19 protein-coding genes are annotated in these 19485 nt (G+C 45.6%); all 19 read right to left on the reverse strand.

Going from position 1 to position 19485, the window contains the following annotated elements; genetic code table 11:
• Nucleotides 1-36: 36 nt before the first annotated feature.
• The 19 genes from nuoG to BT797_RS21080 all read right to left on the reverse strand — a co-directional run bounded on the left by nuoG (nt 37) and on the right by BT797_RS21080 (nt 19357).
• Nucleotides 37-2508, reverse strand: coding sequence for an NADH-quinone oxidoreductase subunit NuoG (gene nuoG / locus BT797_RS20990; protein WP_075473387.1), 2472 nt, complete (start codon nt 2506-2508; stop codon nt 37-39).
• The gene (nuoF, locus tag BT797_RS20995; RefSeq protein WP_075473388.1) at nt 2505-3782 is read right to left on the reverse strand and encodes an NADH-quinone oxidoreductase subunit NuoF; all 1278 of its coding nucleotides are present in this window, start codon (nt 3780-3782) and stop codon (nt 2505-2507) included. The genes nuoG and nuoF overlap by 4 nt, the downstream gene beginning before the upstream one ends.
• Nucleotides 3779-4432 (reverse strand): NADH-quinone oxidoreductase subunit NuoE family protein, encoded by a 654-nt coding sequence (locus BT797_RS21000; RefSeq protein WP_075473389.1) that lies wholly within the window; start codon nt 4430-4432, stop codon nt 3779-3781. The genes nuoF and BT797_RS21000 overlap by 4 nt, the downstream gene beginning before the upstream one ends.
• Complete coding sequence (gene nuoD / locus BT797_RS21005; protein WP_075473390.1) at nt 4429-5646, reverse strand: NADH dehydrogenase (quinone) subunit D; 1218 nt, start codon at nt 5644-5646, stop codon at nt 4429-4431. The genes BT797_RS21000 and nuoD overlap by 4 nt, the downstream gene beginning before the upstream one ends.
• Nucleotides 5643-6173: an NADH-quinone oxidoreductase subunit C gene (locus BT797_RS21010; RefSeq protein ID WP_139291724.1), complete on the reverse strand. Its 531-nt coding sequence runs from the start codon at nt 6171-6173 to the stop codon at nt 5643-5645. Before BT797_RS21010 ends, nuoD begins: the two co-directional genes overlap by 4 nt.
• A complete protein-coding gene (locus tag BT797_RS21015; protein WP_075473391.1) occupies nt 6170-6694 on the reverse strand; it encodes a NuoB/complex I 20 kDa subunit family protein in 525 nt (174 codons plus the stop codon). The genes BT797_RS21010 and BT797_RS21015 overlap by 4 nt, the downstream gene beginning before the upstream one ends.
• Entirely contained in the window at nt 6682-7044 is a 363-nt protein-coding gene (locus tag BT797_RS21020) for an NADH-quinone oxidoreductase subunit A (protein ID WP_075473392.1), read from the reverse strand. Before BT797_RS21020 ends, BT797_RS21015 begins: the two co-directional genes overlap by 13 nt.
• A 55-nt stretch (nt 7045-7099) precedes the next feature.
• Nucleotides 7100-8611 (reverse strand): NADH-quinone oxidoreductase subunit N, encoded by a 1512-nt coding sequence (locus BT797_RS21025; protein ID WP_075473393.1) that lies wholly within the window; start codon nt 8609-8611, stop codon nt 7100-7102.
• The gene (locus BT797_RS21030; protein WP_082293761.1) at nt 8608-10110 is read right to left on the reverse strand and encodes an NADH-quinone oxidoreductase subunit M; all 1503 of its coding nucleotides are present in this window, start codon (nt 10108-10110) and stop codon (nt 8608-8610) included. The genes BT797_RS21025 and BT797_RS21030 overlap by 4 nt, the downstream gene beginning before the upstream one ends.
• Nucleotides 10107-11894 (reverse strand): Na(+)/H(+) antiporter subunit D, encoded by a 1788-nt coding sequence (locus tag BT797_RS21035; protein ID WP_075473394.1) that lies wholly within the window; start codon nt 11892-11894, stop codon nt 10107-10109. The genes BT797_RS21030 and BT797_RS21035 overlap by 4 nt, the downstream gene beginning before the upstream one ends.
• Nucleotides 11887-12141 (reverse strand): hypothetical protein, encoded by a 255-nt coding sequence (locus BT797_RS21040; protein ID WP_075473395.1) that lies wholly within the window; start codon nt 12139-12141, stop codon nt 11887-11889. The genes BT797_RS21035 and BT797_RS21040 overlap by 8 nt, the downstream gene beginning before the upstream one ends.
• Nucleotides 12138-13679 (reverse strand): monovalent cation/H+ antiporter subunit D family protein, encoded by a 1542-nt coding sequence (locus tag BT797_RS21045; protein ID WP_244534271.1) that lies wholly within the window; start codon nt 13677-13679, stop codon nt 12138-12140. Before BT797_RS21045 ends, BT797_RS21040 begins: the two co-directional genes overlap by 4 nt.
• Before the next feature lie 11 nt (nt 13680-13690).
• On the reverse strand, nt 13691-13993 hold the full coding sequence (nuoK, locus tag BT797_RS21050; protein WP_075473397.1) for an NADH-quinone oxidoreductase subunit NuoK: 303 nt from the start codon (nt 13991-13993) through the stop codon (nt 13691-13693).
• A complete protein-coding gene (locus BT797_RS21055) occupies nt 13990-14550 on the reverse strand; it encodes an NADH-quinone oxidoreductase subunit J family protein (RefSeq protein ID WP_075473398.1) in 561 nt (186 codons plus the stop codon). The genes nuoK and BT797_RS21055 overlap by 4 nt, the downstream gene beginning before the upstream one ends.
• Nucleotides 14551-14567: 17 nt before the next feature.
• Complete coding sequence (locus BT797_RS21060) at nt 14568-15143, reverse strand: 4Fe-4S dicluster domain-containing protein (RefSeq protein ID WP_075473399.1); 576 nt, start codon at nt 15141-15143, stop codon at nt 14568-14570.
• A gap of 63 nt (nt 15144-15206) precedes the next feature.
• Complete coding sequence (gene nuoH, locus BT797_RS21065; protein WP_075473400.1) at nt 15207-16193, reverse strand: NADH-quinone oxidoreductase subunit NuoH; 987 nt, start codon at nt 16191-16193, stop codon at nt 15207-15209.
• Between the two features lie 200 nt (nt 16194-16393).
• Nucleotides 16394-17740 carry a hypothetical protein gene (locus BT797_RS21070; protein ID WP_075473401.1) on the reverse strand — a complete coding sequence of 449 codons (1347 nt, stop codon included), beginning with the start codon at nt 17738-17740 and terminating at the stop codon, nt 16394-16396.
• 235 nt (nt 17741-17975) lie between these two features.
• A complete protein-coding gene (locus BT797_RS21075) occupies nt 17976-18539 on the reverse strand; it encodes a redoxin domain-containing protein (RefSeq protein ID WP_075473402.1) in 564 nt (187 codons plus the stop codon).
• A gap of 65 nt (nt 18540-18604) precedes the next feature.
• Nucleotides 18605-19357: a hypothetical protein gene (locus BT797_RS21080; RefSeq protein WP_075473403.1), complete on the reverse strand. Its 753-nt coding sequence runs from the start codon at nt 19355-19357 to the stop codon at nt 18605-18607.
• Nucleotides 19358-19485: the final 128 nt, after the last annotated feature.

Here is a 19485-nt window from a genome sequence, read left to right on the forward strand (position 1 = left end):
AAGTCACTATGCCTGTTTATTCCCTGTGCAAATTTATCAGTCCTCATTAGCCTCGTTCGAAACTTTAATCTCTACCTCCACTACACAAGGATACTCCGCCGTAGTGATGATTTTATTCGCTGGGGAGCATAACTGTTCTTCTGGTATAAACAGCAGCTTGTCAGGGAACGCGCGGTTTATTTTTAATGGCGCAGTGAGAGAGACGTTGCCTCGGGTAATGGTCACCTGATAATCCTGCTGTTCGTCATAATCTGCGCCGGGGTTCATTTCTACATACGTGTTATGACCGAGGCCTGACAGGTTTTTTGATTGGGCGGTGAGTTTGCCAGAGCGAAACAGACTGTCGCCAGTGATTAGCGTGTAATTTTCTAGATCAAGGTAATCGACCGTCGGCGCTGTATCTGCTAGAGCCTTAACCACGGGCGTTGTAACTGCTGATGCCTTAATTGTTGGAGGCGTAGCTGTTAAACCATAGTCATTGAGCTCGGGGCCAAAAATAAAGTCCTCTTTAAGCGCTTGATAACCGTCTATTTCCTGTTTAATTTGACTGAATATCTGCTTAACTTTACTTGAGCCAATATCCACCCCCAATGAGTTGGCTATCTGAGCAAAAACAGTTGCACTTGGTAATATATCTGCTGCTGGTGGTCGGATTGCTCTGACTTTTTGTACCCTTGCTTCATTGTTGGTATAAGTGCCATTATCTTCCCCGTATGAAGGCGCGGGTAAAATAACCGTCGCCTGCTGTGCGCTGGCGTTCATAAAGGCAGTTTGTACAATGAGGCAGGGGGTATTTAAGGCCGTTTTTTCCAATGGGTCGTCTGCAGAGCAGTTAGCGAGTGGGTCAGTTCCGACCACATAAAACATATCTGGCACATTGTCTGGATGATACTTTTGTAAGCCGGACTGATCGTTATGCAAGTCTGGCTGGCAGCCCATGTGCCATAGACCAAGCTGGTTAGGTCGGTCAAACAAGAATTGCACAAATACCGCTTTGCCCTGTTGTTGCAGACGCTGTGTGGTTTTTTCTATCCATAATAAACAGCCTTTGGTCTGCTTCCCCCGCATAAACTCGGTGCCGATTAACAGGGTGATTGAATTAGCCTGTTCCAGAATAATTTTACCTACGCTAACAAAATCAGCCATTTCCCTGTCATCTGATACAGCTAGGTCTGAAGTCAGAGCCGCCAATAATGTAGCCTCATTGCCAGGCAGCAGGCGTAATTTTTCAGTGGCAATATAATCCAAAGCACAGGGCCTAGAACTGGCTAATAATAAGTGATTATGATTGTCCCGCTTGTATTGTCGGACGAGGTAACTCGAGACTGGATTTTCATCACAGATGTTACCGCCTAATATAAACACACAGTCGCTTTTTAGGATTTCAGCCAGTGGTTGGCGACTATAGGTCTGGGTAAGCAGGTTGTTCAGAATATCATTGGTTTCAGGTTGCTGATTCAGGCCTGAGAATCGACAACTAGCATGGATGTCAGACGACTGAAAAACCTTCCGCATTAGTTTTTGAAACATAAAAGCGGTTTCATTGGTTTGGCGTGGTGAGATCAGACCTTTAATATGACCGTTATTACTGAGAATATTCAGAGTTTTGTTGATGATGAAATCTAACGCTTCGGACCAACTCACTGGTGTCATGACATCATTTTTACGCAGCATAGGTTGGGTGATACGTTCACCTCCGTCGATAAAATCAAACCCAAAGCGGCCTTTCGCACACAGCAGTTCACCGTTGATACCCGTTTCGTATTGGCTTTTGACCCGCGCCAGCTTACCTTCGCGGGTTTCTATGGTCATACTACAGCCAGTACCACACATGCCACAGGTGGTTTCAACTTTCTCAAGATCCCAAGGGCGAGCTTTATAACGGTATGGCGTACTCATCAGCGCCCCCACCGGACAGACCTCGATGCAGTTGCCGCAATGACTGCAATCTTTCAAACTGTTACCGACACCGGTAATCTCTGAATCTAACCCGCGCTCCATAGTGCCGAGTGCCACATCACCGACCACTTCTTCACAAACCCGGACACAACGTTGACACTGGATACAGCGATTGGCATTAAAGGTGATGACATTATTCAGTTCAATATCGTCGATTCTAAATACGCGTTTTGGATCTGCAAGCCTTGAATCTCCTTTGCCATATTCAAACACCGTATCCTGCAGTTCACATTCGCCACTTTTGTCACAGACCGGGCAATCGAGTGGGTGATTAGCCAGCAGGATCTCCAACATATCTTCGCGGCTGGTAACCACTTTTTGCGAATGGGTGAGTACTGCCATGCCTTCAGATACGACGGTGGCGCAAGCGGGTTCTAGTTTTGGTCTGCCTTCGATTTCTATCAGACACATGCGGCAACTGGCTAAGATGGACAGCCTATCTTGATAACAGAATGTTGGGATTTCAACAGTGCTGGCGCGTGCCGCGTTAAGAATCGTGGTGCCTTCTTCTACTTCAATCTCCTGACCATTGATTTTGAACTTGATCATAAGCGTGTCCTGTCGCGCACAGGGATGGTTTGTTGGGTGATAAGGGCGTCGTACTCATGGCTAAAATGTTTCAGGGTGGCTCCTATTGCCCATGATGCACCGACACCCAGCGCGCAGAAGCTATTGTTAAATATACCGCCGCATAATACTTGTAATTGCTCTAGATCTCCTGGGCGACCTTGTCCAGACTCGATGCGGTTAAGAATCTTACTGGCCCAGTGCAGACCTTCTCGGCAAGGTGTACATTTACCGCAGCTTTCATGAGAGAAAAATTCGGCTATCCGTCTGCCAATGACTGGAATCGAGGTGGTCTCATCCAGTGCGATTACTGCAGCTGAGCCCATCATGCTGTCGGCAGCCGCCAAATCGGCAAAGTTCATCTTCACATCAAGTCCTGCTAAAGGGATCATTGGTGCTGATAATCCACCTGGTATCACCGCTTTAAGTTGTCCGGTCAAAGGGCCTCCACCATAGTCAAAAACCAACTCACGAAGCGAAAGTCCCATTGGTAACTCGTAGATTCCTGGATTCTGTAAGCGGCCGCTAAGACCAAATAGACGTGGCCCAGGTGCATCTTCAGGCCCGATGGCGGTAAACCAGTCAACGCCACGGGCAAAAATATGTGCGACACAGGCCAAGGTTTCGACGTTATTGACCACGGTTGGACAGCCATAAAGACCTGATACTGCGGGGAAAGGCGGTTTTAATTTGGGTTGTCCACGCTTGCCTTCAATTGATTCCAGCAGTGCCGTTTCTTCACCGCAGATATAAGCACCAGCACCTTTGTGGATATAGATATCGAGACAAAAACGAGAACCAAAGATATTTTTGCCAAGGTAACCTCTGGCGTAAGCGGCTTTGATCGCTTGTGATATCTTTTCAATTGATAAACCATATTCACCACGAATATAGATATAAGCTACCTGAGATTGAATCGCGTAAGCCGCAATAATCATACCTTCAATTACCCGGTGTGGGTCTCGTTCCATCAGCAGTCGGTCTTTAAATGTGCCAGGTTCCCCTTCATCGGCATTGCAACACAGGTAATGGATCTTGCCATCATCCTTGGGCACAAAACTCCATTTCAAGCCTGTGGGAAAACCGGCACCACCACGACCGCGCAGGCTGGATGTTTTGATTGTTTCGATCACCTGACCGGGGGAATTGTCACTCAGGACTTGTTTTAATCCCTGATAACCACCGTTTTTTTCATAAAATTCGATATCAGTAGAGTCTGGATGAGTGATATGTTTTAACAATACTAATTCGCTCATGACTCTGGCCCTGCTGTTGGCTCACTCTTGGTCAACGACTCTGTATTTTCTGAAAGCTGTTTATTCGCTAACGGCTGTCCATTTGCTAAGGGCTCATTATTTGCGGAAGACGTATTCTGCGTTAACGACAATATATCTGTTGCTAAGGATTCGGTTTCTGCCTGTGTTAATTGATCGAGTAATTGGTCTATGCTCTGTTTGGATAGTTTGGTGTGATAGGTTTCATTAACCATCATGGCGGGTGCGACATCACAAGAGCCGATACATTCCACTGTACTCAGGGTAAAAAGACCGTCTTTGCTGGTATCTCCTTGGCTAATGCCGAGTCGGGTTTGTAGGTGTTTGAGCATGTCATACGCGCCACGTAACATGCAGGGGACGTTGGTACAGATCTGCAGGTGACATTTACCGATGTTTTCATTTTTATATAGGGTATAGAAACTGGCCAGTTCAAACACCCAGATCTCTGGTACGTCTAGGATTTCTGAGATTGCCAGATAGGCTGTTTCGTCGATAAAACCATATTTCTCCTGAGCCAGATAAAGCGCTGGCATGATCGCGCTGCGCAGGGTCGGATAGCGTTTTACAATGTCTGCGATAGGGGCGGTAAGATCGGCGATGATAGTTTGTTTGGAATATTCTGCGGTCATTTGTCCACCTCCTTCATCACCGGGTCGAGTGAACCTATCATGGCGATCACATCGGCCAGATATTTCAGATTAGTAGTGCGGTCGGTCAGCGCCTGTAGGTTGACAAAAGAGGGCGCTCTGATTTTGACTCTAAATGGTTTTTCAGTGCCATCGCTAATGATGTAAAAGCCAAGCTCTCCTTTCGGTGCTTCGATGGCGGTATAAACCTCGCCTTTGGGTACTTTGAAACCTTCGGCAGCCAGTTTAAAATGATGGATATGGGATTCCATAGAATAGGCAAGCAAGTCTTTATTGACTGGAAAGGCGATCTTAGGGTCATCGATTAAAAATGGACCTGGCTGCATTTGTGCAACACATTGGCGGATCATTTTTAGGCTTTCGTGCATTTCGTCGACTCGGCATTTCCAGCGGTCATAACAGTCGCCATCGGTGCGTACGATAACGTTAAAATCGAGCCTGTCGTAAATCTCGTAAGGGGCATCTCGGCGGAGATCCCAGTCCACACCGGAAGCCCGCAAGCAGGGGCCACTAAGGCCGAGGGCGATAGCATCTTCCCCTGTGATATTGCCGACATTTTCTACCCGAGCAAGAAATACGCGGTTGTTTCCCACCAGATTTTCATAATCAGAAATGCTGTTTTCGAAGATGTCACAAAATTCAATAATACGTTCGGCACAGCCATCAGGCAGGTCTTCTCTTACACCACCAACTCGGCAGAAGGAGGTGTGCATACGTGCGCCGCTGATCATCTCCATCAGGTCCATGATCATTTCTCGGTCACGCATGGTATAGAGCAAGGTTGTTATTGCGCCAACGTCCATCGGTAGCGCGCCAGTGATCAGTAAATGCCCAGAGATCCGAGACAGTTCTGCCATTAATACCCGGATATATTGCGCCCGTTCCGGCGCTTTGATATCAAGTAAGGATTCTACCGCCAGCGCATAGCCCAGATTATTGGACGGTTGGCAAAGATAGTCCAACCGATCGGTGAGCGGAAAGATCTGGGTATAAGTGAAACTTTCACACAGTTTTTCGGTACCTCTGTGTAATAGGCCAATGTGTGGTTCAATGCGTTTTACAATTTCACCGTCCATCTGTAGTAACAGACGTAATACCCCGTGGGTACTGGGATGCTGTGGCCCAAGGTTCATCAATACTTCGCGGCTTAAGCCATGTTCTTGTTTGCTTTCGTGGATGATATTGACATCAGTCATAGAATATCTCCGACGGGCCCCTGTGTGGTGGTCGGTCTCTCTTCACCAAATGGATTATATTTATCTTTGTAACCGCGCAGCGGAAAATCACGACGCATGGGCCACCCTTCAAAGTCTTGCCACATATAGATCCGGCGCAAGTCTGGGTGACCTTCGAAGACGATACCAAACATGTCATAGGCTTCCCGTTCATGCCAGTTAGCAGTGGTCCAGAGGTGGGTGATGGTGGGTACTTTGGGTGGAGCCTCTAGCGGACATTTTATGCGTACTCGCCATCCCAGTGAAATTGAATAAAGGTGATAGACAAGTTGATAGCGTGGGGTATTTGGATAAAAATCAATACCGCCAATATCAGCCATAAAATTAAATTTGAATGCGTCGTCGTCGCGCAGAAATAAACACAGTTCCACTAGGTTTTGCGGGCTGACGATGACACAGGGCATATCGATGACGTTTGGATCTATGCTGATGCGGCCGTTGAAATTATCGATGAGCTTGTTAAGTGGAAACTGGCTCGGCATGATCATACATTCTCTTTCACAAAGTTTGGCGGTGGCGAGCCTTGTTCTTGAGCTTGGTTAGACTGACGGCTACCGGTGATCTGTTCTTGTAGTAGCACCATGGCATGTAAGAGTGCATCGGGGCGAGGCGGACACCCGGCCACATGAATATCAACCGGGACAAAAAGGTCTGAACCTTGCACCACAGAATAGGTATTGTAAACACCACCTGAGATGGCGCAGGTACCCATGGCAATCACATACCTTGGCTCTGGCATCTGATCATAAAGACGCCTGATAATTGGTGCCATTTTTTTGGTCACCGTTCCAGCGATGATCATCACGTCAGACTGGCGGGGAGAGGAGCGGAAAACGACACCAAAACGGTCAAGGTCATATCTGGCACAGCCGGCCGCGATCATTTCTATGGCGCAGCAGGCAATGCCAAAGGTTTCCGGCCACAGGGATGATTTTCGGCTCCAATTGATAATGCTATCGGAAGTGGTAAAAAGTACATTATCTTTGTATCGTTCTGTCAAACTTCCCATTCTAAGGCTCCTTTTATCCAAGCGTAGATAAATCCAACCAACAGCATCATGATAAAAATAAACATTTCGATGTAACCAAACAAGCCGAGGTCTGCCAGCACCATCGCCCAAGGGAACAGAAACATGGTTTCTACATCAAATACGACAAACAGAATGGCAATCACAAAATACTGCACTTTAAATAATCCAGCTGACGCTTCCCCTACATGGTCTATACCGCATTCATAGGGCCGATTCTTTTCTGGATAGGGATTTTCTGGCCTGAGCAGGCGGGAGACGGTCAGGATAAATGCGGCCAGTGTAACGACAACCGCAACCATCAAAAACACCGGTAAAAAATCAATAGGCATTTACTCCGCTCTCCTACAACAACGCTCTTTTTAACTGTAGTCTTGTTTTGGGGTTTTATCCAAGACCAAGGGGGATTGAATCGGCTACAAAACCAAGGAACCAGGCGGGTAACACCCCGGTCAGTAAGGTGCCGATTGTGGCGATTAACAAAACAGCCTGTATGGGACGGCTAAGCTGTATCTCTGCATGCTGTGCTGGTGGCTGTACATACATTAACATGATGATACGAATGTAAAACCAGGCCGCGACGGCGCTCAACAGTACTGCTATCACAGCCAATATCACATGGCCTTTATCTACAAGTGCTGTTAGCACATAAAACTTGGCAAAAAAACCACCGGTAGGCGGAATTCCAGCCAGAGAAAATAAAAAAATCAGACTCATAAATGCCAGTCCTGGATGCATTTTTGCCAGACCCGAAAAGTCTTCGATTGGCTCACCGAGGGTCACCCCTTTATTTAATTGAATGATGACGGCAAAAATACCGATTGTCATAAACGTATAAATCAGCAGATAAAGCATGATACTTGCCATCCCGTCTCTGCCACCAGCCACTAGGCCCAGCATCAAAAAACCAGCGTGAGAAATACTGGAATAAGCCAGCATGCGTTTGATGTTTTTTTGTGCTAGTGCCACAAAGCTGCCCAGCGTCATCGTCAGTACGGCAATCCCCGTAATGTTTAAAATCCAAATGGGCTGTAGCACCGAAAGATCCTGCATGAAAATGCGCATGATAATGGCAAATGCGGCCGCTTTGGAGGCCACCGACATATAAGCGGTGATCGGTGACGGTGCACCTTCATAAATGTCTGGTACCCACATGTGGAAGGGGACTGCACCGACTTTAAATAACAGACCAACCAGCATAAACAAGGTCGCGAGGATCAACATAGGGTCGGACAAGTCCAAGGTAGACAGCGCTACAGCCATATCGTTGAGGTTAGTAGTGCCGGTCAGACCATAAAATAAAGACATGCCGTAAAGGATAATACCGGACGAGAAAGCACCAAGAATGATGTATTTTAAAGACGCTTCATTGGATCTTAGGTCCGTCTTGAGAAACCCCGTTAACACATAAATCGAGAGCGCCTGTAGTTCCAGACCGATATAGATGAGCAGGAGATCGGTGCTGGATACCATGATCATCGTACCCAAAAGTGCAAACAGCAGTAAGGCATAATATTCACCCTGGAACACACCGTCCTTGATTAGTCCGTTATTGGGTCGATAGTTACCTGACATAAGCACAGTTAACGTGGTGCCAAGATAAAGGATAACTTTGAAAAAAGTGGAAAATCCATCAACGACGAACATACCGGCATAAGCTGTTTGCGGAAAGTCGGATAGGGCATAGCTCATACAGGCGGCAAGTAAAATCATGAATACCGAAACACTTGCCAGCAGTTGATTCTGGCGAGGGTGTGGCACCAGCGATAATATCAACGCCACACAGGCAGCGATAATGATGATAATTTCTGGCCCACTCGCCAATACTGATTGGCTGATAGCCGTTAGATCTACAGTAGCTAAGTCAGCAGCTGCTTGTTTTTCTGCGATGTCGCTCATAAGCCTGCTCCTACTGTTTGCTCAAGCAGATGCTTTAGGGTCGGCTGTAGAATGCTGAGGAAGGGTTTAGGATAAAATCCAAGCCAGAACACAAAGAGCAGGAGCGGCAGTGCACAGCAAATCTCTCGCACATTAAGATCCCACATCTTGGCAGCACCTGGAATACGGACTGGTCCCAATAGCATCTGACGATAAATGCCTAACAGGTAAGCTGCGCCGAGCAAAGCGCCTAACACACCAGCAGTCGCGGCCCCGTTATTGACGCCAAAAGTCCCTGACAGCACCAGTATTTCACCAATAAATCCGTTAGTGCCGGGCACTGCCATGGAAGAGAGTAAGAATATCGCAAAAAATATGCCGTAAAAGGGGATGGCCTTGAGTAAACCGCCATAAGCCGGAATATCCCGTGAATGGGTGCGCTCATACACTAGGCCAATAAACAGGAACAAGGCACCCGTGGTAATGCCATGGTTAAACATTTGGATCACGGCTCCGGTTGTGCCATTGGTCGTGAACGTAAAAAGCCCCAAAGTGATAAATCCCATGTGGCTGATACTAGAATACGCGATCAGTTTTTTGATGTCCTGCTGCGCTAATGCGAGGAAGCCCCCATAGACAATTGCGACGGCCGATAACCCTTGTATTAGCGGGGCAAAATAATGGGCAGCATCGGGTAACATTGGCAACGAAAAACGAATGAAACCGTATGCGCCCATTTTTAGCAGTACCCCAGCCAGAATAATACTGCCCGCGGTGGGGGCTTGTACGTGGGCATCCGGTAGCCAGGTATGGAAGGGAACCATAGGCACCTTGACCGCAAATGCGATCAGAAACGCGATAAAGACCCAGCGCTGCAGCTCAAAGTCATATGACACATCCATTAATACCAAGATATCGAAGGTGCGCCCACCTTCGAAATACAGCACCAATATCCCGACCAGAAAAATCAGACTGCCAGCAAGGGTATAAAGGAAAAATTTAAACGCGGCATAGATGCGATCTTCGCCACCCCAGATACCTATCATCAGATACATGGGGACTAACATCGCTTCCCAAAATACATAAAATAACAGCAGATCTAACGCGCAGAAAACCCCAAGCATCAGGCTCTGAATTGCCAGCAGACAGATCATAAATTCTTTGAGGCGTTTATCAATGGCGTTCCAGGACGCCAACACACAGATCCAGCCGAGCAGGGATGTTAAGAATAGAAATAAAACACTGACTCCATCAATACCTAATTTATAGGTTATGCCCAGAGAGGGTACCCAAGGTTTACTCTCCACAAATTGCATTTGGGCGGTGCTATTATCAAAAATGACCAGCAACCAAGTGGCAATGAGGAAATCGACAAACAATATGGTCAACGTAAACCAGCGCACTGCGTTTTTGCCTGATAGGAAGGGCACGCATAATGCGCCTATTGCAGGCAAAAATATCAATATGCTTAATATCGGGACATTTTCTATGAATAAACTGGTCATCAAGGAGTCTGTCATAAGGCCTCATCCCCAATCAGCATATAAACGGCGATCACTAAAAACAGGCCAATCGCCATCGCAAGGGCATAATGGGAAATAATGCCAGTTTGCAGGCGGCGCAACAAGTTACCGCTTTTCATTGCTGTTTTCGCCACGCCGTTAACCGCGCCATCGACAACATGAGTATCGATGGTCAGGCTATGCTTGGACAATCGATGCAGGGTATTGAGGATAACGCCATCACCTAGCGTAATGACTCTTTGTTCCCACAGTGCAACAGGTTTATTGGCCAGCCACATAAAGACAGCTGCCCCGCGCCGATAAAACCAGTCGGTATCGATGCTGATGGTATTCTTGGGATTGAGGTATTTAAGTAACAGTACAAAAGCCAACAGGGTGAACATCAATATACCGAGACTTTCGGTGATATGTGCACCTGTATAGGGTTCAAACTCAACAGCATAAGGCAGCATGTTATAAAGCAGAGCAGGAAAGAGTCCGATGCCAATGCAGAAGCACGCGGCAATACCCATGGCCACTAACATATTGATTGGTGGATCTTTGGGGCTGAGGCCGGAATCCTTACCAAAAAACATATAATAAGGCAGTTTAAGCCCTGTCGACAGGAAGGTACCGGAAGAAGCTAACATAAGTAACAGCGTGGCTGTCGCATGATGATCCCCTGCGGCCGCGGCGATGACCATACTTTTACTGACGAAACCACTGAAGAAAGGAAAGCCTGCGATAGCAAATGCGCCAACCATGTAAAACGCTACCGTCCAGGGCATCGTTCGGTAGAGGCCGCCGAGTTCGGTGAGCTTACGTTTGCCTGTCATATGAATGACAGCGCCAGCCCCCATAAACAATAGACCTTTATAGATAATATGTGCGAAGGCATGGGAAGAACTACCGTTCAGGGCCATTTCGGTGCCGATACCGATGCCTGCGACCATGTAACCGACTTGACTGATAATATGATAGCTCAGCAGGCGACGGCAATCATTTTCCAGCATCGCGAATATCACCCCATAAAGCGCCATGAAAACCCCAAAACCGATCAGGATTTCTGCGCCGGGGTAGGCGCGGATCATCACATAAACAGCGGTTTTGGTGGTAAAGGCACTTAAGAATACCGCGCCTGTCACTGTCGCCTCCGGATAAGCATCGGTGAGCCAGGCATTTAAAGGTGGAACCGCGGCGTTTATCATAAAGGCGATCAGAATTAAGGTATATGCTATACCCCCTTGTTGTGCGCCATCGATTGGCCCAAACAAGTAAGACCCGGTTTCAAGGCCATGTAGTACAATACCAGCAAACAGTAATACCCCGCCGGTGACATGTACCATTAGATAACGAAATCCTGCTTTCACAGCAGGTTTTTTTCGAGTGGCAAAGATCAGGTAAGCAGATGCAAATGCCATGATCTCCCAGCCGACTAACAGGGTAAACCAGTCACCTGCGAAGAGTACTAGAAAGGCACTACCCATATAAAGAAACGCAGCCACTCTTTGGCCTGTATGACTGATATGCAAGCTATAAATGTTGCCGATCAGCGCCGCAATAGCAAACACCCAGCCAAAAAATAGACTCAGTTTGTCAACGTTGAACATGACTAATGAGATACCGGCAAAGTCAATTTCGCCGACGCTCCCCATTTCCATCTGGGTCAGAGAAAAGATCACCAGTAGTGGCATGATGGTTGAGTAATATTTTTGGCTATTGCCTTTAAATAACGGCAGCAGCAGACCGCCGACGAGTAGTAGAAAGGCTGGCATCATGGAGAAGGAGAACCATTCAGTCATAATAGTCTTCCTTCTTGGAGACACCGATTTTTTTGCCGATGAATTTGCTGACTAATACGATTAAGCCGCAGCCGATAAACCCAAGCAGCGCTCCCCAGCCGGGTATTGCATCCCAAAAGTTATAACCGTGAGGTCTTGCAACCAGAAAATCGGCAATGACGATGCCCACTAAAGTGACGACTAACAGGCGCCAGCGTGTTCTGGTGTATTTTTTGTCACCAAAGAAGTTGATCAGTTTTGCCATCATGGTAGCGATTCTCCTGTGACAAATGCGTCTGCGACTAAGATATTGGCTAGGCCTAAAAAATAGTCCGGATAGAGTCCCAGTAGCAAAGACAATAGCGCGGTGATCAGTAATGGCACCGCGATCATAGGGATCTCATGGATATCATTGGCCAGCACCAGTGACGGATCTTTGGATGTTTCTTCCCGCTCAAAAAAGGCTTTATAAGTGACGGGCAGAAAATAAGCCGCATTAAGCACAGCGCTAACCAGCAGTACGATTAACAGCGCCATCTGTCCGGCATCGACAGAACCCACTACCAGATACCATTTACTGATAAACCCACCAGTTGGCGGGATGCCAATCATACCGAGGGAACCGATGAAAAATGTTGCCATGGTGATAGGCAGTCTTTTACCTATGCCGGAAAGATCACTGATCTTCTTGCGGTGGCTGGCACAATAAATAGAGCCAGCACAGAAGAACAGGGTGATTTTTGAAAAGGCATGGGCGGCGATATGGATTATTCCTCCTATGGCAGCCACTGGTGTCAGCATGGCTGCGCCGAGAATGATATAAGAGAGTTGGCTGACGGTGGAGTAGGCCAGTCTTGCTTTCAAATCGTCTCGGGTCAGGGCGTAAATAGAGGCGGTAACTATGGTGAAAGACACCAGATAAGCGGTGATGATGCCAAGACCCAAGGTACTCATCAGGTTGATACCAAACACATGGAAAATGACTCGTAACAGACAGAATACCCCCATTTTGACCACTGCGACCGCGTGTAACAAAGCGCTGACAGGGGTTGGTGCGACCATGGCCGCTGGCAGCCAGGCGTGGAACGGCATGATGGCTGATTTGGCAAATCCAAACAGGTAGCAGAAATAGATAATAATCAATAAGCCATCGGCGGCGACGACATTTTTAAACAGGCCTTGGGGTAAGAAATCAAAGCTGCCAGTAAGTTGATAAGTAAGCGCCAGTGCGGCAAGTAAAAAGGATTTTGAGGCCCCCACCAAATAGACGATATATCGCTTGCTACCATTCCAGGATGCCTGGTTTTCTTTATGATAAACCAATGGGTAAGTTATAAGGCTGAGTAGTTCGTAAAAGATCACCAGCGTAAACAGATTAGCGGCAAATGCGCCGCCCACAGCTGCAGATAGCGAGACGGCAAAAGAGGCATAGAATCGGGTCTGATTTTTCTCATTCTGGCTGCGCATATAACCGATACAATAAATGGCGGCTAATATCCATAATAGGCTGGATACTGTGGCAAATACCATGCCCAGCGCGTCAACCCGAAACGCAAAATCAACACCTGGCAGGATTTCAAATAAGGTCAGGTCGACAGTATTACCAGCCAGTATTAATGGCGCCATTGAAATAACGATGATGAACTTTATCACCGCAGCAACAACCGATACCGCATCCCGTGCGTTGGTGCGATTATGCAGGCACAGTATGACGCCCGCAGCGATGAGTGAGACTGTGACTGCTAAAGCCGGCCTTATGGATAATATTAATTCCCAATTCAGTAATTCCATGTTGATAAGAGTCATCAATTCCAGTCTCAGCCTTTCATGATTGTCAGGTCGTCCACTTCTAATGTGCGTTTGTTACGTAATAAAGCCACCAGTATGCCAAGTGCAATGGCGACTTCGGCTGCGGTGATTGCAATAATAAAAATAGCCATGATCTGGCCGCGAGGATCGTTCATTTCATACCCGAAGGCGATCAGATTGATATTGACACTGTTGAGCATGAGTTCGAGAGACATCAGCACAATCAACACATTACGCCGTAGTAATACGCCTGCAGCGCCAATGACAAATAAAATAGCGGCTAATATCAAATACCAAGAGATGGGGATCATTTGGGTGCCTCTTTGGTTGCCCCTTTTTTGTGTTCGTTACGACCGTTACTTTGGGCCAGGACTACCGCGCCGATCAAGGCGACCAGTAGGATGACGGAAGCCACTTCAAAGGGCAGCAGAAAATCCCTGAATAAGGTTAAGCTTAGTTGCTTGGTCGGTTCATCGCCAATGATGCTTTGTTGCGCCATCACCGCATGCAGACGGTTGCTTTGGCTGAGTAGGAATAGGAGCTCAGTTGCCAGTGCTAACAGCGCCACTATGGCCGGTATTGCCCCTTTTTGAATAAAGCGACTGTTATTGATAAACCGACCATGGGCCTCTTTACGTACGTCTAACATCATGATGACGAATAAAAACAGCACCATAATGGCACCGACATAAACAAATAGCTGGATCACCGCAAGAAATGGCGATCCCAGTAGGATAAACAGGGCTGCGATTTGCACAAAACAGGCGACAAGAGATAAGGCACTGTGGATCGGGTTTCTGGCGACGACAACCAGCAAGCCAGTGCCGATGGCAACCAAGGCAAGTAATATAAAAAATTGCTGCTCCATTGATTAATCCCTTTTTGTTATTTTTCTCGTTTGAGTAATTGCCACCAGTCGTAGCCTTTTACGTTAGCCTGAGGGATGGTTTTTCCTTTACCATCTTTATCCAGTGATGCAGGGATGACAGTTCCGGCCCCTTCTTCAGCTTTGTGTGGCGCGGCGATTAGATCGCCAAGCTGCACGACTAACGCCTCGGTGGTGGTACTCGCAACCTCGTATTCCTGACCGAGTTTTATCGCGTCAGCCGGGCAGGCATCTTCACATAAGCCACAATAAAGACAGCGTGACAAATCGATATCAAACACTTTTGGCCGTCGGTTACCTTTTTCATCTTCATAGGGCACCACCGTGATGCAGTCACAGGGACAGATCTTTGCACAAAGCTCACAACCGACACAGTTCACGTCACCTTCATCGTTGGTTTTCATGAAATGATGCCCACGATGACGATGGTAAGGCCGCCATTTTTCATGGTCAGGATATCTGTGTGTAATAACTCTGGAAAACATATAACGTAATGTCAGCCGCAGTGCGCGCCACAGATCGCTGAAGAACAGCCATCCGATCCAGCTTTGCTTTTGTTGTTGTGTCCTGGCCATATTGGCCTCCTGGTACTTTCGATACCTCATTGCTAATCTCGTTTTCTGGGTAACTAGATATTCTTAAAACATAAATAATCCGCTGATTAAAATATTGACTAGCGACAGAGGTAAAAGCACCTTCCAGCCAATCGCCATTAACTGATCATAACGGTAACGCGGAAAGGTAAAGCGGAACCACATAAACACCCAGATGAAAAAACCAACTTTGAGTAACAGCCAAACAGTATCTGGTATAAAGGGCGGCGCGCCATGCCAGCCGCCAAAAAACAGCATCACATTGAGGAAGCCTATGATCACAACGCCTAAATATTCGCTAAGCATGAAAAGGGAAAAACGTATGCCGCTATATTCGGTATGGTAACCGGCACCCAAATCGCCTTCAGCCTCTGGCAGATCGAACGGAATCCGCTGGACTTCGGCCAATCCAGCCACAAAGAATACAAAAAAACCTAAGGGTTGATAGACCACATTCCACATGTCTTTTTGGGCGGTCACTATGTCCATCATATTCATCGAGTTAGCCAGCATCACCACGCCAATAACAGAGAATCCCATGGGGATTTCATAGCTAATCATCTGGGCTATTGCTCTGAGGCTGCCGAGCACCGCATATTTACTGTTAGAGGCCCAGCCAGCGAGGATGGTCCCAAAAATGCCGATGCCGCTAACGGCGAGAATAAACAGCAGCCCTACATTCATATTTGACAGGCTGAGCATTAATTCAGTGCCAAAAATGGTTACCGGTTCCCCTAGTGGGATGGCGACAAACACCACAAAAGGCGGCACTAATGCGACAACAGGGGCCATTTTGAACAGGGTACGATCGGCGGCACTGGGGATATGATCTTCTTTCGTCAGTAGTTTGATGCCGTCGGCTATGGGCTGTAACAAACCGTGCCAGCCAACCCGCATGGGGCCCGGACGTTGTTGGATATGACCTGCTATTTTACGTTCTAACCAGGTGAGGGGTAAGGGCAGCAGCAGAAGCACCGCCACAACGACGGCAATCTTGAGTAACATAGGCAGGATTACATATAAGTTTTCCATGCTATAGGGTCTCTTTAGGTTGTGATCTCCAAACTCAATTACGCTGGACATGTCCTTTTACGGTTAGTAATCCCCTGAATTTATTTGAGTGATCTGTTTACCTTAAACGTACTATAAAGGTAGTTTGCGCTTATAATTTTATCAAATATCATTTCGAGGTGAGTACGGTTCGCTTCCTTGCTTACCGTTAGGTGATTATTTTATGAATGGACTGTTTGGCGCTTATCCTTATTCCATAATTTCTTAATTTGCTCCGCAAATTCTAACGTTCCAATAAATAACCCGTACTGATTTTCTCCATCTACAGTGCTGATTACAGGTAAAACGTTATCATCATCGATTTTGAATTCGAATTTATAGATCACCACGTGATCTATATCAGTGATTATCAGCTGGTGTTCTTCGATCACCCACAAGCCTTCAAATTCATTATCATCGTTAATTTTAATGGTTAGCGTCTTATTATTCTTAAAACTAAATTTGGTAATATCAGCTAATTTAAAAGACTCTGTTGGTGATAAATAAAACCAAGAATTATCTTGTAATTTACTATCTAGATTGTCAACGCTACTAGCAGAACTAAGGGATTCCTGTGTAACTAAATCTAGACCCATGCGGGATGTTGAAACTAATGCAACATTCTTATTTGCATAATAATATGTATCGGTATAACCAACATTGAGCACTCTCAATGTGCTACCAGAAGTTGTATAGGAATAAGAATTCAGAGAACCATTAATAATTAACTTATTATTTTTAACGAATTCTATTTCTAGTTCACCGTATTTATAATCACCGTTACTCATGGAATGGTCTTCATTCAAGCTACGATAATAGAATAATTTATCTTTAACGTATGATCCTAATGAATTGTTATTAAGAACCTTTTTTTGAAAATCTTGGTCTTCGTTAAGGATTATTTCCGTTTTGTCTAGATCAATTGCCTTGTTATCCAAGTTTGCCAAGAAATGGCCTAACTTACGAAGTAGATCTTCATCGGTTAGAGTTAATTCTGTAATTGTTCTTGCTAAAAGGTGTGCTTTTTGGGCGTTATACCTATCTTCATCATTTGATTTTAACGCGATATAATCACCACTAATAAAGTATGAGTCAATACTTAGCCAATCAGCTAATTTTTCTATCGTAATATGCTTAGTAAGTACTAGGCTTGTAAATGGTGTTATGACAGTCGTGCCAGATGGAGCAACTAAAGTATAGCTTTTTTTAACAGTACCCATCTGATGACTATCAAATGATTTTCCTGCTCTTATTTTAGCAATCAAGGGGGATTCGAGGTATGTGTCCTTTACTATTAGTTCACCATTACTGTCGGTTATACCTATTACATTATCTTGCCCCTCACTACAAGAGTTTGTGTTTTTTGCACTACATACTAGGGCATTTTCTAAATACCCATTCATAATTGTAATGGTAGTTTGAGGATATTGTGGTTGCTCATTGTTATTGTTATCTACATCGAAATTACAACCCATAAGAGTGACTGTTGAAAGGATACTTGCAGGGAAAATGACGCGCTTAAATTTCATAATTAATTCCAGTTGGGATAATTTTCTGGCAGCAATATACCTATACATGGTTATAAGAACAATTAAAGCTAAGTAAAGAAAGTGAAATGTTATGTAAGTAGAATAATGAACATGAAATATGCCATCTAAATAGCGAACATAGTTAACGGTTATTAGTGCTATATAAGATACTAAAAGGTAGGGTGGTTCGAGTCATAATGACGCGCTTAAGATTCAGATCTTAGGCGCATCGGCATTAAATATAACAACCATTCTCATCACATTTACTTTCAGGTGAATCTAAAGTCGGCTCTGCTTTTTCAGTCAAGCTGGTAAGTGCAGCTGCTTCTGAGACGAGTTCACTAATCAGTTTACCAACTTGCATATCATCCATCCGGCCAAAGTGATTTAGCCTTACTCTGCCATTTTTATCGATCAAAATAAGTGTCGGTGTGCCTCTCATTTCATAGCATTGCATTGTTTTTGGTATATGGCCCGTTGAAGCTGGCATATCGATGGCAATTGGAAAAGTAATGCGATATTCATGGATAAATGCTTTTAGTGCGTCAGCAGTCATCACTGCGTGATGTTCAAATACAGTGTGAAGGCCAATGACTTTAACTTCTTTATCGGAAAATGTTTCAGCGATCATTTTTGTTTGTGGTATCCCGTGTGATACACAACCTGGACATAACATTTGAAATGCATGAATAACAACGACAGATCCTCTCATTTTTGATAGAGACAGTGGTGCAGTCGTATTGAGCCAAGCACTTGCTTCAATTTCGGGTGCTATTGGATATTCGGTTAATATAGACATTCTTATTACCTCATTGATTGTAGGTCGACTTGATAGACAGGCGAGCTAACACCTGCCTATTTTTTTTATTGATTTACTTTTCCCGGTAAACTGAGGTCTCCAGAAGCGACATCCATAACATCGACTACACAAAGTAATGGCGCATGAACACTTTGATTAACGCGTAGGCCCGCAGTTACGCCATCATATTTGGTATCGGTAATATTAACGTTAGAATCAAAGGCAACTTTTACTTCAACTATATTGTTATTGAAGATGGGATCCCAGCCTGGACTGTCTAGTAGAATAGGGAGGCCCGGCCATGTTTTAGGTAATTTTGGTGATGACCCTTCTGGAATATCAACCACCGCAAGCATACCTTTACCGCACTGCTCATTGGCTTGTAAAACGACCCAATGACTGTGCCAAACATCGCCATCATTGGCTGGGTTATTATCTGAGTTCTCATCGTATAAAGGCGTATCATCAAAATCGGCATGAGCTGTCACTGCGAGCGACAGTATTCCAGCGTCTTTCTCAAAACCAACTGTTGCGCTATTAAGCGAAGTTGGCCACACATAAGAAAACACATTGCTACCCGCTAATTTTCCTGATGTAAGTGGTTTACTTGTCCCTGCTTTTTCAGACACCGCCATGTGGAAGGTCGCAATATTTTTATCGGTCGTTATTTTTGCATGAACTATATCAAAGGTGGCAGGTGTGTTACCTGTAGGATCGACGTTAGCGTGGATGCCCCCATTGTGTGAGCCGCCAGAAAATGCATAAGACGAGGATAATAGTGCCAAAGAGGCTGTAACAAATAAAGAATGGTGTTTCATAATTTTGCTCCAAATTGGTATTGAGTCGATACTAAGTTTACATTAGCATTCGGTATTGTCAATGTTGTATCGAGTCGAAACCTTATTTGACGGTTTGGTTGTAAATATAGTGTTTATTCGATACTATA

This window comes from Moritella viscosa, from assembly GCF_900120065.1.
GTDB lineage: Bacteria > Pseudomonadota > Gammaproteobacteria > Enterobacterales > Moritellaceae > Moritella > Moritella viscosa.